The following is a 14,219-nucleotide window of genomic DNA, read 5'->3' on the forward strand; positions in this document are numbered from 1 at the left end:
CCATGGGGATAGCCCGAGCTGCTAACACAGCCCGGGTGGCTTTAATCAAGATGCGAAACAGAGTCTTTACTGGCGAGTTCACGCTCACTGCCGGTCAATTCGCTGAGGTGCCCATCACGCATTTGCAACAGGCGGTCTGCGTGCTCGAAATAATGGTCGTCGTGGCTAATGGCAAATACCGTTTTCCCCAGCGCACGCAGCTGCGGTAGCAGTTCGCGGTAAAAGATGCGGCGAAATTGCGGGTCCTGATCCGCCGCCCATTCATCCAATAACAGGATATCCCGCTCTTCCGCTACCGCCAGCAACAGCGCCAACCGCTTGCGTTGCCCCTGGGACAATTGAGGATTGGTCACCCGAAGGCCGTCAAACTCCAGTTTGTTTTTCATGTTCAAACGATTAAGCCAGCTCTCCACCAATTCAGCATCCGGCGGTTCGCCCCCAGGCCCCTGCAAATGGTGGAACGGATGAAAATCGGTGAAAATGGCCGAAAACAAGCGGCGATAATCGTGCATGTCCGCCAGATCCTGTTGAATGCCGTCCAGCAATATCTGTCCACTGACCGGTTGATACAGCCCGGTCAGCAGCATGGCCAGAGTTGATTTGCCGCTGCCATTACCGCCGATCAGAAACACCAATTCGCCGCGACGCAGCGTCAGATCGAGGGGGCCCACGGCGAAACCGGCCTTATCCTCCGTCGCGCCATAGTGAAACATCACCCCGCGCAGCTCCAGCGTTTGCCAGGCTTTGGCCGCAACCGCAGGAAACTCCGGCTGATACTCGGCAAGCCGCAGGGATTTGACCTTGTTGAAGGCCACTTCTGCGCTAATCAGCGTAGGGAATGCCCCCACCGCCTGCAACAACGGCGTTCGCAGGAACAACAGCGTCAGTGAATAGGTCGCCGCCACGGCAGTATCGGCCCAGCCCAGGCTGTTGGCCATATAGAACACCAGGCCTATCGCCCCCAACATCATGATATTCGACCAATTCACCGCACTGAGATGGAAGGTGTCGGCACGAATAATATGATAACGATAATCTTCGGCATCCGGCTGGTAGGCTTGGCGATAGAGCGCTTTGGCACGATCGCGGTTCAACGCCAGCTCCTTGCAGCCGTCAATCGCAGACTGATAGTGCTCATAAAGGCGTTCTTCGGACTCGCGCACGTGGGTCAGGTGACGATAGACTCGCGCAACCAGGCAGCCACTGCCAAACACCGTCACGGCCACCCAGATGGCGGTCACCGCCAGCATTTGCGGCGACAGCCAGCCCAGATAGGCCGCAGACCCCAGCGTCAAGATCACTCCCTGCACCAGCTCAGGCAGGCGCACAAAAGCCACGGTAATATTGCGAATATCACTGGCCAGGCTCGCCAACAGCGCAGCACTGCCGAGCTGTTCGACGCGCTCAATATGGGTATCCAGGATCCGCTTCACCAGTTGGCCGCGCAGCCGGAACACAAAGTGGTGGCCCAACGTGGTCAGTGCCAACTGCGATCCCAGCGTCACCGCCATCAGCAATGCCAACAGCCCGAGAAATTCCGGCAATACGGTCAGTGGGTTGCCCGCCGCCGTCATCAACCGCAGATTTATAAAGGCGATGATGCCAATACCCAGCGCGGCGCTGGCCAGGGTCAACGCCATTACTGCCAGAAACGGCCAGCGATATTGGCGGTAAACCACCCGTAGCAACTCCATGAAAAACCCTTACCCTGAAATCTTGAGATGGCAGGCATTGTAAGCGGCCAAAAAGTGATATCAATAACAATTCCCATTTTGTCGCCGGCGATTGATTCCTGCCCGAGAGGATTTACACTGGCGAGAACTCCGGGACGAGGGAAACCAAGACTGATGCTGCCCACACATGAATATGCCAACGACCTGATCCTGTTTGCCTTAATTGTTGATTGCGGTTCTTTCAGCAAAGCCGCCGAGACCGCCGGCATCACCAGTTCGGTCGTCAGCAAGCGTATTGGACGCCTGGAGAAATCCCTCGGCGCACGTCTGCTTTACCGCACCACTCGCAGCCTGACGCTGACGGAGAACGGCCAAAGCCTGTATCGCCAGGCCAAAGAGATTAGCGCAAAAATCCAGGATGCTCTGAACGTCGTCAGTGAAAAAAGCGACGAATTGACCGGGGTGATCCGCATGTCGGTGCCGACAATTTCAGGCGAACTGCTGCTGAGCGAGCGCGTGGCGGAATTCTGTGCCCGTCACCCGCACCTGAAGGTGGAGATGCGGCTGGAAAATCGCTTCGCAGACCTGGTCAACGAGGGCATCGATCTGGCTATCCGCACCGGCACCCTGCCGGATTCAAGCCTCATCGCACGCCACATTCTCGACTCCCGTTGGGTGATAGTCTGCTCGCCCGGCTATCTGCAACAGCACGCCGAACCCCGCTCGGCCGATGACCTGCTCCAGCATAACTGCCTGACCTACACCTATCAGGAGAGCGGCACCGACAACTGGCTGATGAAGCCACCGGGCGGCAGTGAAATTTATGAATTACAGGTCAACGGCAATTTGTCCGCCAATAACGCCCGGGCGATCCGCAAGGCGGCAATCGGCGGTTATGGTGTCGCGATGGTGCCGCGCTGTATGGTGTACGAGGATTTACAGGACGGAAAGCTGGTAGAGATTTTGACCGGTCACTGCGGCAAGGTATTAGGCGTTTACGCGGTTTACCCTTATACCCGCAATTTACCGTTAAAAACCCGGTTGCTGATCGAACATATCATCGGGGCCTATCAAAATATCAGCCATTATTTTTGAAGCCGATCACAATATTATTCCCCTCAGCGCCATGGCATTGACGGGGGATTACACCACTTTTGGATATAATCTATGGCGAATTAAGGCCTAATTAATGTGATCCGGCACAGTTTCCGTCCTCAATAAAAAATCAACATATTGATTTTTAAATAAATAATATCAACCCCCCTGCCTACCCATAATCCCATCACCTAATCATCACGCCTGCATTTCTCGATGTTAAATAATTGCCGTATAGCACCGCGCCCCATGTTGTGATTAGAATAAAAATGTTGCGGTAATTAACTATTTAGCTACATCTCCGTGAAAATAAAAATAATAACCCTGAGGCTCTTATGTCCCTTTTTTTCAGCGTTGCGCCCATCGTCCTGCTGATTTGGATGATGACCAAAAGGAATGGCGTTCCCTCTTATCTCGCTCTGCCACTGACGGCCGCCGTCGTCTATGCCGTGCAACTGCTGTGGTTCGGCAGTGCGCCGCTGTTGCTGCATGCCAATATCGTTACTGCACTGGTGGCGGTACTAACCCCTATCACCATCATCGCCGGGGCGATTTTGCTGAACAAACTGATGCAGATCAGCGGCGCAGAAAACGTGGTGCGTCGCTGGCTGGAAAATATCAGCCCCAATCCCGTCGCCCAGTTGATGATCATCGGTTGGGCATTCGCGTTTATGATCGAAGGAGCCAGTGGCTTCGGCACGCCGGCCGCCATCGCCGCCCCCATCCTGGTCGGGCTGGGCTTTAATCCGTTACGTGTCGCCCTGCTGACGCTGGTGATGAACTCGGTGCCCGTCTCCTTTGGTGCCGTGGGCACCCCCACCTGGTTTGGCTTTGCCAATCTGGGCCTGTCGGACACCAGCCTGCTGGAGATCGGGCGGCAGACTGCGCTGATCCACTTTGTCGCCGGGTTTGTGATCCCGCTGCTGGCACTGCGCTTTATCGTTTCCTGGCAGGACATTCGCCGCAATCTGCCTTTTATTTTACTCAGCGTGCTGAGCTGTACCCTCCCTTACCTGCTGCTGGCACAGGTGAATTATGAATTTCCGGCATTGGTCGGCGGCGCTATTGGCCTGACGCTGTCGGTATTGCTGGCGCGCAGCGGGATCGGTCTGGTGCGTGCTGACAAAAGCGAGGCAAGCTGCCAACCGGTACCTTTTATCCAGGTGATCAAAGCCATGACGCCGACCCTGCTGCTGATTGCTATCCTGATAGTGACCCGCATCCACCAATTGGGCATCAAAGCGCTGCTCAACAGCACCGCGCCGCTGTGGCAAGGGAGCCTTGGCTGGCTGGGTGAGCTGCGCGTCAGCGACGCCTTGATTATCGAGCTGCAACAAGTGCTCGGCACATCGGCAGCCGCCAGCTACAAAACGCTGTATGTCCCGGCGCTGATCCCGTTTCTGCTGGTGGTGATGCTGTGCATTCCGCTGTTTCGGCTTAACCGCCATCAGGTCAAACAGATGTTCAGCGAAACCGGTCAACGGATAGCCAAACCCTTTATCGCTCTGTTTGGCGCCCTGGTGATGGTTAACCTGATGATGCAGGGGGAAAACGACGCGCCGGTGATCCTCATCGGCAAAGCGCTTGCGGCACTGACGGGGGAAGGCTGGCTGCTGTTCTCTTCTTTCCTGGGCGCGCTGGGGTCGTTTTTCTCCGGCTCCAATACCGTTTCCAACCTGACGTTCGGCGGCATCCAGCAGTCGATCGCCCTGAGCAGCGGGCTAAACGTCAACCTGACGCTGGCGCTGCAATCCGTCGGGGGCGCCATGGGTAACATGGTGTGCCTGAACAATATTATCGCCGTCTGTTCGATCCTCGGGATCGGCAACGCCGAGGGAAAAATCATCAGAAAGACCGTGCTGCCCATGCTGGCGTACGGAGGGATCGCCGCCGTCATGGCCCAGATCCTGGCTCTCTGACCCAAAGTACGTTATCGAAAGAAGGTAAAAAAACATGATCATCTCCGCCTCAACCGACTATCGGGCCGCCGCGCAAGCCAAGCTTCCGCCCTTTCTGTTCCACTATATTGACGGCGGGGCCTACGCGGAACATACGCTGAAGCGCAATACCGAGGACCTGGCCGATATCGCCCTGCGTCAGCGCGTGCTGCGCAATATGTCGGATCTCAGCCTGGAAACCCGCCTGTTCGACGAAAAGCTGGCAATGCCGGTGATACTCGGCCCGGTTGGGTTGACCGGCATGTATGCCCGCCGGGGCGAGGTGCAGGCAGCCCGGGCCGCAGCGCAGAAGGGCATTCCCTTTACGCTGTCTACGGTTTCGGTTTGCCCGATTGAGGAGGTTGCACCGGCTATCGATCGGCCGATGTGGTTCCAGCTGTACGTCCTGAAAGACCGTGGCTTTATGCGTAACGCGCTAGAACGAGCCAAAGCCGCGGGGGTCAAAACACTGGTGTTCACCGTTGATATGCCGGTACCCGGTGCGCGTTACCGTGACGCCCACTCCGGCATGAGTGGCCCCAATGCTTCCCTGCGCCGCATGCTGCAAGCGTTTACTCACCCGCAATGGGCCTGGGACGTGGGCCTGCTCGGCAAACCGCACGATCTGGGTAATGTTTCAGCCTATCGCGGCAAGCCGACCAGCCTCGAAGACTATATCGGTTGGCTGGGGGCGAATTTCGATCCTTCTATCTCCTGGAAAGATCTGGAGTGGATCCGCGAATTCTGGGAAGGGCCGATGATCATTAAAGGCATTTTGGATCCCGAAGACGCCAAAGATGCGGTGCGATTCGGTGCCGACGGCATCATAGTATCCAACCACGGTGGCCGCCAGTTGGATGGCGTGCTATCGACCGCGCGTGCCCTGCCGGCGATCGCCGAGGCGGTAAAAGGCGAGATTACGCTGCTTGCCGACTCCGGTATCCGCAGCGGGCTGGACGTGGTGCGCATGATTGCCCTGGGGGCCGACAGCGTGCTGCTGGGGCGTGCCTTCGTTTACGCGCTGGCCGCCGCCGGTCAGGCCGGTGTCGCTAACCTGCTGGAGCTGTTGGACAAAGAGATGCGTGTCGCCATGACACTCACCGGTGCCAAAACCATCGCCGAGATCGGTGCCGGCTCCCTGGTTCACGGCCGCGGCTGACCGACTCCCTCCTGGCGGCAGCGGATGCCGCCAGGGGTCAGCGGATGAAAAAACCTTCGGCAAAGGCGCCGCGCAAATAACGGCTGAACTCCGTCACCGCTCGCGACACCTGCGGTGCGTAAGGGCGCACCACATAGAGGCTGTCGGCAAAAGCGCCGATCGGCCTCCAGGCCGGTAACACCTCGATCAACCGGCCGTCCGCCAATGCCTGCTGCGCACTGAAATCCGGCAGCAAGGCAATGCCCAACCCTTCTGCCGCCGCATCACGTATCGACTCGCTGTTGTTGGTGGCAAAAGGACCGCTGACCGGCACGCGGATCTTTTCGGCGTTTCCCTGCGTCCCGTGTTTAGCGACAAAGTTCCAAGCCGGCTGTTCGGTGCCACGCGGATAGTAAAGGCAGTGGTGCCGTTGCAGATCCGCCGGCGACATCGGCATGCCGTGCCGCTTCAGGTACTCTGCCGACGCCACTGCCAAGGTTTCGGTCGGGCACAGCCGCCAGGCCACATGGGTATCGGGTAGGCTGTCACTGTGGCGGATCGCCAAATCAAAACCTTCAGTGGCCAGCGATACCAGCCGGTCAGAAACCTCAAGCTGCACCCTCACCTCCGGATTGTCGCGCAAGAAACCGGTAATGCGCGGCACCAACTGCTGGCGGGCAAAAGCCACCGGCGCCGTGACCCGTACCGAGCCGCGCAACGGCCCGGTCGAATCGCAAATACCGGAGAAACTCTGCTTAATCTGCGCGAAAGGCTGGCGCAACTCTTCGACCAGCCTCAGCCCGGCATCGGTCAGCCTGACGCTGCGGGTGGTACGCTGCACCAGCGGCACCCCAGCCAGCATTTCAATCTCTTTGATTTTTTGGCTCATGGCCGCTTTGCTGACATCCAGCCGCTCCGCCGCCCGGGTATAACTGCCCTGTTCGGCCAACACGGTAAGCCAGTGCAAATGGGTCCACAGGGTTTCTATCTTGGGATTTTTCATCGTCGACTGTTCATTTATATAAACAATGAGTTCAAGTATAGCGCTTCTTCCCACGCCCGTGCCTGGCTAAGATGGGTCCTCAAAGGCGATATCAACACGCGGCCCTGCACTCAGAAATAACCATTAATTAACCCACTGACAGGATTATGAAAATGCCATTACTTATCTTTGAAGTCATCGAAGGCCGCAGCGACGCCGAACTGAAAACGCTGCTCGACGCTGCCCACCGTGCCGTGCTCTGCGCCTTTGAGGTGCCCACGCGCGATCGCTACCAGATTGTTCATGAAAACAAAGCCAAGCATATGGTGATCGAAGATACCGGCCTAAACCTGACCCGCACTCGCGATCTGGTGGTGGTTCGGGTGATTACCAGCCCACGCGCCGAGGAGCAGAAACAACGGTTTTATGCAGAGCTCTGCCGTGAGTTGAAGGAAAACTGCGGCATTGAAGGCAGTGATCTGATGGTATCCATCACCACCAACAGCAAGGGTGACTGGAGTTTCGGCAACGGCGTGGCGCAATACCTGACCGGCGATCTTTAACCCGCCATCCCCCAGGCCGGGCTGCCGTCTGGGGGCAAAACTTTTAGGGCTGCTGTTCTTCGCTGTATTGGTTTTGCCACATCGCAGCATACCGGCCATTGGCGGCCAGCAAGGCGTCATGCCGTCCACGCTCGACAATTTCACCGGCCTCCAGCACGATGATTTCATCGGCATCCACGACCGTCGACAGGCGGTGCGCAATCACCAGCGTGGTATGGTCGCGGCTCACTTCACGCAGATGCGCCTGGATCTCGCGCTCGGTCTGGGTATCCAGTGCACTGGTCGCCTCGTCGAATACCAGGATCGCCGGATTTTTCAGGATGGTGCGAGCAATCGCCACCCGCTGCTTTTCGCCGCCCGACAGCTTGAGCCCACGCTCACCCACCCGGGTTTCATAGCCGTCGGGCAGACTGACGATAAACTCGTGAATATGCGCCAGCCGAGCGGCCCGTTCGATCTCTTCCTGGCTCGAGCCGGTTTTACCGTAGCCGATGTTGTAGCCCAGCGTGTCGTTGAACAACACGGTGTCCTGCGGCACGATGCCGATCGCCGCACGCAGGCTGGCCTGCTTCAGGTTGCGAATATCCTGGCCGTCAATCGAGACGGCACCGCCGCTCACGTCATAAAAACGAAACAGCAACCGGGATAGCGTGGATTTACCGGCCCCAGAAGCGCCAACGACCGCCACCGTATTGCCGGCCGGGATGGTGAAGCTGACGTTTTTCAGGATCGGCCGACGCTCATCATAACCAAAGCTGACCGAGTCAAAACGCACCTCACCCGCCGTCAGTTGCAGTGCCGTCGCATCCGGCCTATCGACAATTTCCTGCTCTTCCTGCAGCAAATCGAACATGTTTTCCATGTCGATCAGCGCCTGCCTGACCTCCGCATAAATGAAGCCAAAGAAATTCAGCGGCTGATAAAGCTGCAGCAAATAAGCATTCACCAACACAAAGTCGCCGACCGTCATTCGCCCCTGCACAATGCCCTGTGCCGCCATCGCCATCATCACGATCAATCCGATGGAAATAATGGCAGTTTGTCCAAGGTTGATGGCGGTAAAACTGAACTGGTTCTTGATGGCGGCATATTCATACAGTCGGCGCGACATATTGAAACGATCGGCCTCAAAATCCTCGTTACCGAAGTATTTGACCGTCTCGTAATTCAACAGGCTGTCGAGCGATTTGCTATTGGTATCAGCGTTGGCTCGGTTGAGTTCACGTCGGAAGCGGGTTCGCCAACTGACGGCCATCACGGTGAACAGAATATAACAGCCGACCGTCACCAAAATCGCCAGGGCAAACCAACCGTTCAACAGGTGCCACATAATCACCGAGACCAGGGTGATTTCGAACAGGATAGGGAAAATGGAGAACAGCAGCCGCGAAAGCACCGTCGCCACCGCCTGAGTACCGCGTTCGATCGATAACGATAGCCCGCCGGTCTGTCGCTCCAGATGAAAGCGCAGACTCAACGCATGCAGTTGTCTGAATACGCGCAGCCCCAGCAGCCGGGTAGCATTCTGGCTAACATGCACGAACATCACGTTGCGCAATTCTTCAAATAACGCGCCCCCGACGCGCGCCACGCCATAGGCCAGGATCAAGCCAATAGGAATGGCCAGCATTTGGGCCGTTTCGCCGCTCAAGGCATCGACCATCGCCTTATACGCCAGCGGCACCAAGGTGATGCTGACTTTGGAGACCACCATAAAAACAAAGGCAATCACCAGGTAATAACGCAGTTTGGGGTTCTCTTTTGGCCACAGGTAAGGCAGCAGAAACTTCAATAAGCGGGAACGGTCCATATCAGGTATCTATTATCTCAGTCAGCAGAGCGGCATTGTTCTTTATATTCTGGCACGTATGCGATGAAAAACCTTCTGTAATCCGCCGGTACTGCTCTTTTTGAACCGGGGCAACGCACCGCAGCAATGCATCATCCTCAAGAGGGTGTGTTCCACTATAATAGTCAGTGGGACAGTACAGGACATTCAAAATAAGGGAGTTACATCATGCTAAATATGAATCATCTTCACTCGTTGAATATCGATGAGCAAAGCTTAAAGAAACAACGTACCCCGCTGTTAATCATCTCTATATTACTGTTGTTGGGCGGTCTTTTTTGCCTGTTCAGCCCCTTATCCTCCGGTGCGGCACTCAGTATGGTGGTAGGTATTTTCCTGCTGCTGAGCGGGTTCGGCCTGATTTTCGGCATGATTGCCAACCGCGTGCAAAATACCTGGCCGATGATCGGCGGTATTCTGCTGGGGATTGCTTACCTTATTATTGGCTATGTGTTTATCACTACCCCGGCGGTAGGCATTTTCGCCATGGCGGTTTATCTCGCCGTATTGTTCGCTCTGGGCGGCATCATTCGACTGATTGCCGGTTACAAGCTGCGTGAAGTCAGCGGCAGTTGGCTGCAGTATGTAATTGGTATTTTGGACCTGATCATTGCCTGGATGCTGTTCAGCGCCGATCCGATGACCTCCGTCGTGTTGGTCACCACCATTGTCGGCATTGAAATGCTGTTCAGCTCATTTGGCCTATTCCAGGTTGCCCGGCAGCTGAAACGCTCGTGATCTCCAGCGGAGCCACCCGGCTCCGCTTTTCCGCTGCTCGGTCGACAATTAGCCAGATACATCGGCGGCCAAGTGCCCTAATATTAGTAAGGTTTCACACAAAGCAGGTTCAGCAACTTCCCCTGACGAAAGATTGAAATGAGATGATAACGCTATGGAATTCAAGGACTATTATACCATTTTAGGGGTTAAACCATCAGATGACATCAAGGCGATAAAAACCGCCTACCGCCGGCTGGCGCGAAAGTATCATCCTGATGTCAGTACGGAAAAAGATGCCGAGGCACAGTTTAAAGAGGTGGCCGAAGCCTACGAGGTGCTGAAAGACGACGAGCGCCGCGCTGAATATGATCAACTGCGCCAGCATCGCAATGACCCGAACTTTGGCCGCCAAAGCCGGCACGCTCATGCCAATGCCAATAATGCCGAAGATTTCTCCGACATTTTTTCCTCCATGTTCGGCGAACATGCCCGCGGGCAGCGCCAGCGCCAAAGCCGTGCAATGCGTGGACAAGATATTGAAATGGAAGTGGCCGTCTTCCTGGAAGAAACGGTGGCTGAGCAAGCCCGTACCATTCGCTATAGCCTGCCGGTGTATAACGCCTTCGGCATGGTGGAGCAGGAAATCCCCAAAACCCTTAATGTGAAGATCCCCGCCGGTGTGGGCGATGGCGAACGTATTCGTCTGAAGGGTCAGGGCGGGCCAGGTATCGACGGCGGCGCAAATGGCGATCTCTACCTCATCATTCGCATTGCCCCGCACCCATTGTTCGACGTCGTGGGCCACGATCTGGAGATTGTGTTGCCGGTTGCCCCCTGGGAAGCGGCACTCGGTGCCAAGGTGCCGGTACCTACTCTGAAAGACAGCATTTTGTTGACCATTCCTGCCGGCAGCCAAACCGGACAACGTCTACGCGTTAAAGGAAAAGGTCTGGTTGGCAAAAAAGAAACCGGCGATTTGTATGCCGTGATCAAGGTTGTGATGCCGCCGAAACCGGACGAAAAAAGTGCTGCGTTGTGGCAACAGCTGGCAGAAACCCAGCCGGGCTTTGATCCGCGCAAAGAGTGGAGTAAGCAAAATGGCTAACGTAAAAGTCACTTTCACCATTACCGAGTTTTGCCTGCATACCGGCGTGACTGAAGATGAGTTGACAGAGATTGTGGGGTTGGGCGTCATAGAGCCGCGCAACCCGACGACGGAAGAGTGGATCTTTGACGATCGTGCACTGATCACCTTCCACCGTGCTCAGCAGTTGCATCATGAACTGGCGCTGGACTGGCCAGGCATTGCCGTCACTCTGACCTTGCTCGAAGAGATTGAGCAGTTACGTAAAGAAAACAGCCAATTGCACCAGCGGCTGGCGCGCTTTGTCACCAAGCCCTGATAGAGTGAAAACAGCCCGCAGCTCCGTTTCCGCTCAGAAACAGAATTTCGCTGTAATAAATCTTCTGGGCGGATCGGGATCGGCGACAATAGGCTTTCAATACTGGTTAATGGATATTTTCTACAAACACTGTCAATAAAGACATGTCATTAAAAACAGTATTGACACTCTTTTATAAACCCGTAGATTGGTAATCAACAGCAGCGTAATGATAGCCGGCTGTTAATAGTAAAAGTGTTAAGTAAGTTGTTATTAACTTATTTTGCGATAAAGGCCACGAAGTGTTTTTTTATGGGCCATCGAGTCTCGCTCGATGACGCTTTAAGGCCACGTCACAAGTACCGACAATCGCAGGGTGTGGACTAAAACGCGATGATGTAAGGCCATGAATTATCTGTTTTTTGTTTGCGATTAAGGTTTAAGCAAGTGCAACGAGATCGCAACGGAAGTGAGGCTACGCATCAAAGAGTATATATCGCGAGGGGAGATGTACGAGTTCGATGCCATACCTTTGATGACTTATTTAGGTAGGCGATGAGTTTAAACCGGTAAATATAGGGGAGGTTTAAGTTAACCCAATATTATCTGTGATTAACCTGTACATTTAATGTGGAACTTTAGCAGTAAAACTATTAAGTTTATTAATGTTAAATCTGAAGTCACTAGTACCATAAAAGCCCTGGCTGCAACGGTCAGGGCTTTTATCATTTATGTCCCTCCTCCCTCTCCTTACCCATCGCAAAAAACAAAATTGGGCGCCGACTCGGCGTCGATGATCTAATCCACTAGGCTCTGTGGTTCCTTCACTCGTTCTCCCGGCAGTTCCAGTAGGATTTTTACCCAAAAAAGCACATTAATTACAATGGTATTGGGGATTGTCTTAAAATACAGGCTGGGATGTTTAGGGATATTGGCTGTCAGGGATTGCAATGAGCAAAAAACAGCGTAAATCAGGTTATCAGGTGGAGTATGGGGAGCAATGGAAACCTGAAAAAACCTCTAAGTGGTTTTGGATCATTTTGATCGCCATTGTCGCTATTTTGGTTGCCATTTCATAAAGGGTAGTAGGAAAAAACCGGGTGCATCTGGTGAAATGTCTCAGCGGTTTACACCGCTGAGCTGAGTCAAACTGCGCGCTGGAACGCATGGAAATTTAACGCTGATTCCTGGAGTTCAGCATATTCCCAAGCTTATCTGATTTATATTGAGAATAATTACGCTGGGTTTCTGGATATTCCAATTGGGACAGAATATCATTATAAACCTGGTAACAAGGTTGTTCCCGGTTGGCGCTGCTGCCATTGAGCACTTCTTCTGGCATAGCACCTTCTTTCACTATACGGTTAAGGAACATTCGAATACCTTCAGAAACGGTCATTCCCATCTCTTTGAATACCGCTTCCGCGCGTTCTTTTAAGTTCGTATCAATCCGCGCCTGAACAATGCTGTCGCGTGTCATAAAACCTCCTGGTGACATTTATCTCATCCTGATAAAGGCATTATTACGCTGGTAGCGGCGGATAAAAATAAGAATTCCGCTCTGCACCTTGGCGCTATTGACGGTTTTGATGAAAGCAATAACCACATTTTATGTAAGGAAAGGATGACAGGAACGTAAAGCGGCGCGGGATGATCTGCCGCCATACCTTCACCACGTCTGAACTAGCGTAAGTCGCTGAGACACTCGTTCAACGATGATATTAATAATTCTATTTTTTTCAATCCGCTATGGATTTCTTCGTCGCTCATTTTCCCCCACTGCCGGCTCTCAAGCGCCAGACAAGCCGCAGCGATCTCTTTTGCGCAGATAGTTTGCGCGGAGCCCTTCAAGCGATGCACAGTTCTGGCCAACGCAATCCGATCCCCTTCCCTTGCCTGAGCCTGCGCGATAACAATTTCCTTTATATTTTCCACATTGGCTTTGTAAAGTAAGTTCTTAATAAAAGAAAGATCGTTACCGGCAACCTGAAACAAGCGATTGATATCCACATGCACAGCAAGTGACGACGGGTAATCACCAGCCCAATTATTTTTTACGCCGTTTTTATGCATTTTTTTACTCAAGCCATTTAATCCAGGTTGTTTTTCACGCAGAATTCATACGTTTCCATCATACTATTAAGTTCCAACTTGGTCATGACTCTCCTTTTATAAGTCCCTACCGTTTTATCACTTATATTCATCTGCAAGCCAATATCAACTAACCTCATGCCCTTTGCCAAATAACGCAGTACCTGTAACTCTTTCGCTGAAAGATTGGCAATAGCATGCTTATCGTTATCTTCAGTCGGTTGCAAAGCGTGCTGTCGTGCTTGTTTTAAGGGAAAATAACCATAACCGGCACTGATTGCCGCCACGGCGCTGTGCAGATCGAATAAGTTATTCGCTTTACTGATAAAGCCATCTGCTCCGGCACTGACACAATTTTTAATATAATAAGGCTCATCCTTTCCCGAAAGCATCAGGATACTGCCGCTGAACTTGCGCTTGCGTAAGCGCTGTACCAGCTCAATTCCGCTGATAGAGTGAATGTCAATATCAACGATAACCAGATCGGGTTTTTGCTTTTCAATTAATGATAACGCCTCCAAACCATCGCCGGTTTCACCCATTATTTTTAGGCCTTCCTTTTCCAACAACACTTTAATGGCAAAACGCGTGACGGGATGGTCATCGACAACCAAAACGCTTTTCATCTGTAAATACCTCTTTATTTTCTTCGATTCGTTACGGCTATGAATTACAAAAAAATAATAATAAAATATTAAATTTCAGATCAACGAAATGCGATTTTCAATGAAAAAAATTACATCGATTATCTTATATTAAACTCCTAAAATCATTCACTATAACAATGAA

General features: G+C 53.3%; 14 protein-coding genes. 8 read left to right on the forward strand and 6 right to left on the reverse strand.

What is annotated here, in order from left to right:
• Positions 1 to 41 precede the first annotated feature (41 nt).
• Entirely contained in the window at positions 42 to 1,694 is a 1,653-nt protein-coding gene (locus ACGS9J_RS20525) for a multidrug ABC transporter permease/ATP-binding protein (RefSeq protein ID WP_442232611.1), read from the reverse strand.
• 153 nt (positions 1,695 to 1,847) lie between these two features.
• On the opposite strand from ACGS9J_RS20525, the gene ACGS9J_RS20530 reads away from it, so the two are divergent.
• The 3 genes from ACGS9J_RS20530 to lldD all read left to right on the forward strand — a co-directional run bounded on the left by ACGS9J_RS20530 (position 1,848) and on the right by lldD (position 5,864).
• Positions 1,848 to 2,768, forward strand: a complete 921-nt coding sequence (locus ACGS9J_RS20530; protein ID WP_442232612.1) for a LysR family transcriptional regulator — start codon at positions 1,848 to 1,850, stop codon at positions 2,766 to 2,768.
• A 335-nt stretch (positions 2,769 to 3,103) separates the two neighbouring features.
• Entirely contained in the window at positions 3,104 to 4,687 is a 1,584-nt protein-coding gene (locus ACGS9J_RS20535) for an L-lactate permease (protein WP_442232613.1), read from the forward strand.
• Positions 4,688 to 4,721: 34 nt separating this feature from the next.
• Positions 4,722 to 5,864 (forward strand): FMN-dependent L-lactate dehydrogenase LldD, encoded by a 1,143-nt coding sequence (gene lldD, locus ACGS9J_RS20540; protein WP_442232614.1) that lies wholly within the window; start codon positions 4,722 to 4,724, stop codon positions 5,862 to 5,864.
• A gap of 37 nt (positions 5,865 to 5,901) precedes the next feature.
• Here lldD and ACGS9J_RS20545 read toward each other — a convergent pair whose 3' ends face one another.
• The gene (locus ACGS9J_RS20545) at positions 5,902 to 6,846 is read right to left on the reverse strand and encodes a LysR family transcriptional regulator (protein ID WP_442232615.1); all 945 of its coding nucleotides are present in this window, start codon (positions 6,844 to 6,846) and stop codon (positions 5,902 to 5,904) included.
• Positions 6,847 to 6,998: 152 nt separating this feature from the next.
• Between ACGS9J_RS20545 and ACGS9J_RS20550 the strand changes: the two genes are divergently transcribed.
• Positions 6,999 to 7,388, forward strand: a complete 390-nt coding sequence (locus ACGS9J_RS20550) for a tautomerase family protein (protein ID WP_442232616.1) — start codon at positions 6,999 to 7,001, stop codon at positions 7,386 to 7,388.
• A 43-nt stretch (positions 7,389 to 7,431) separates the two neighbouring features.
• Here the strand turns inward: ACGS9J_RS20550 and ACGS9J_RS20555 are convergent, their stop codons facing one another.
• The gene (locus ACGS9J_RS20555; RefSeq protein WP_442232617.1) at positions 7,432 to 9,198 is read right to left on the reverse strand and encodes an ABCB family ABC transporter ATP-binding protein/permease; all 1,767 of its coding nucleotides are present in this window, start codon (positions 9,196 to 9,198) and stop codon (positions 7,432 to 7,434) included.
• Positions 9,199 to 9,405: 207 nt separating this feature from the next.
• Here ACGS9J_RS20555 and ACGS9J_RS20560 point away from each other — a divergent pair, with 207 nt between their 5' ends.
• From ACGS9J_RS20560 to ACGS9J_RS20575, 4 genes are all read left to right on the forward strand, one after another.
• Positions 9,406 to 9,975, forward strand: coding sequence for an HdeD family acid-resistance protein (locus ACGS9J_RS20560; protein WP_442232618.1), 570 nt, complete (start codon positions 9,406 to 9,408; stop codon positions 9,973 to 9,975).
• A 154-nt stretch (positions 9,976 to 10,129) separates the two neighbouring features.
• Complete coding sequence (cbpA, locus tag ACGS9J_RS20565; RefSeq protein ID WP_442232619.1) at positions 10,130 to 11,062, forward strand: curved DNA-binding protein; 933 nt, start codon at positions 10,130 to 10,132, stop codon at positions 11,060 to 11,062.
• The gene (gene cbpM / locus ACGS9J_RS20570) at positions 11,055 to 11,360 is read left to right on the forward strand and encodes a chaperone modulator CbpM (protein WP_442232620.1); all 306 of its coding nucleotides are present in this window, start codon (positions 11,055 to 11,057) and stop codon (positions 11,358 to 11,360) included. The genes cbpA and cbpM overlap by 8 nt, the downstream gene beginning before the upstream one ends.
• Before the next feature lie 929 nt (positions 11,361 to 12,289).
• Positions 12,290 to 12,418 (forward strand): hypothetical protein, encoded by a 129-nt coding sequence (locus ACGS9J_RS20575; RefSeq protein ID WP_442232621.1) that lies wholly within the window; start codon positions 12,290 to 12,292, stop codon positions 12,416 to 12,418.
• A 95-nt stretch (positions 12,419 to 12,513) separates the two neighbouring features.
• Here ACGS9J_RS20575 and ACGS9J_RS20580 read toward each other — a convergent pair whose 3' ends face one another.
• The 3 genes from ACGS9J_RS20580 to ACGS9J_RS20590 form a co-directional block, all read right to left on the reverse strand.
• Positions 12,514 to 12,819, reverse strand: coding sequence for a type II toxin-antitoxin system RelB/DinJ family antitoxin (locus ACGS9J_RS20580; protein WP_442232622.1), 306 nt, complete (start codon positions 12,817 to 12,819; stop codon positions 12,514 to 12,516).
• Between the two features lie 203 nt (positions 12,820 to 13,022).
• Complete coding sequence (locus ACGS9J_RS20585) at positions 13,023 to 13,424, reverse strand: Hpt domain-containing protein (RefSeq protein ID WP_442232623.1); 402 nt, start codon at positions 13,422 to 13,424, stop codon at positions 13,023 to 13,025.
• 5 nt (positions 13,425 to 13,429) lie between these two features.
• Complete coding sequence (locus tag ACGS9J_RS20590; RefSeq protein ID WP_442232624.1) at positions 13,430 to 14,056, reverse strand: response regulator; 627 nt, start codon at positions 14,054 to 14,056, stop codon at positions 13,430 to 13,432.
• Positions 14,057 to 14,219: the final 163 nt, after the last annotated feature.

The organism is Serratia quinivorans, from assembly GCF_052113645.1.
GTDB lineage: Bacteria > Pseudomonadota > Gammaproteobacteria > Enterobacterales > Enterobacteriaceae > Serratia > Serratia quinivorans_B.

What these genes read in the sequence shown, in the direction of transcription:
- ACGS9J_RS20525 (WP_442232611.1), bottom strand. Translation starts at nt 1,694, where the DNA reads ATGGAGTTGCTACGGGTGGTTTACCGCCAATATCGCTGGCCGTTTCTG.
- ACGS9J_RS20530 (WP_442232612.1), top strand. Translation starts at nt 1,848, where the DNA reads ATGCTGCCCACACATGAATATGCCAACGACCTGATCCTGTTTGCCTTA.
- ACGS9J_RS20535 (WP_442232613.1), top strand. Translation starts at nt 3,104, where the DNA reads ATGTCCCTTTTTTTCAGCGTTGCGCCCATCGTCCTGCTGATTTGGATG.
- lldD (WP_442232614.1), top strand. Translation starts at nt 4,722, where the DNA reads ATGATCATCTCCGCCTCAACCGACTATCGGGCCGCCGCGCAAGCCAAG.
- ACGS9J_RS20545 (WP_442232615.1), bottom strand. Translation starts at nt 6,846, where the DNA reads ATGAAAAATCCCAAGATAGAAACCCTGTGGACCCATTTGCACTGGCTT.
- ACGS9J_RS20550 (WP_442232616.1), top strand. Translation starts at nt 6,999, where the DNA reads ATGCCATTACTTATCTTTGAAGTCATCGAAGGCCGCAGCGACGCCGAA.
- ACGS9J_RS20555 (WP_442232617.1), bottom strand. Translation starts at nt 9,198, where the DNA reads ATGGACCGTTCCCGCTTATTGAAGTTTCTGCTGCCTTACCTGTGGCCA.
- ACGS9J_RS20560 (WP_442232618.1), top strand. Translation starts at nt 9,406, where the DNA reads ATGCTAAATATGAATCATCTTCACTCGTTGAATATCGATGAGCAAAGC.
- cbpA (WP_442232619.1), top strand. Translation starts at nt 10,130, where the DNA reads ATGGAATTCAAGGACTATTATACCATTTTAGGGGTTAAACCATCAGAT.
- cbpM (WP_442232620.1), top strand. Translation starts at nt 11,055, where the DNA reads ATGGCTAACGTAAAAGTCACTTTCACCATTACCGAGTTTTGCCTGCAT.
- ACGS9J_RS20575 (WP_442232621.1), top strand. Translation starts at nt 12,290, where the DNA reads ATGAGCAAAAAACAGCGTAAATCAGGTTATCAGGTGGAGTATGGGGAG.
- ACGS9J_RS20580 (WP_442232622.1), bottom strand. Translation starts at nt 12,819, where the DNA reads ATGACACGCGACAGCATTGTTCAGGCGCGGATTGATACGAACTTAAAA.
- ACGS9J_RS20590 (WP_442232624.1), bottom strand. Translation starts at nt 14,056, where the DNA reads ATGAAAAGCGTTTTGGTTGTCGATGACCATCCCGTCACGCGTTTTGCC.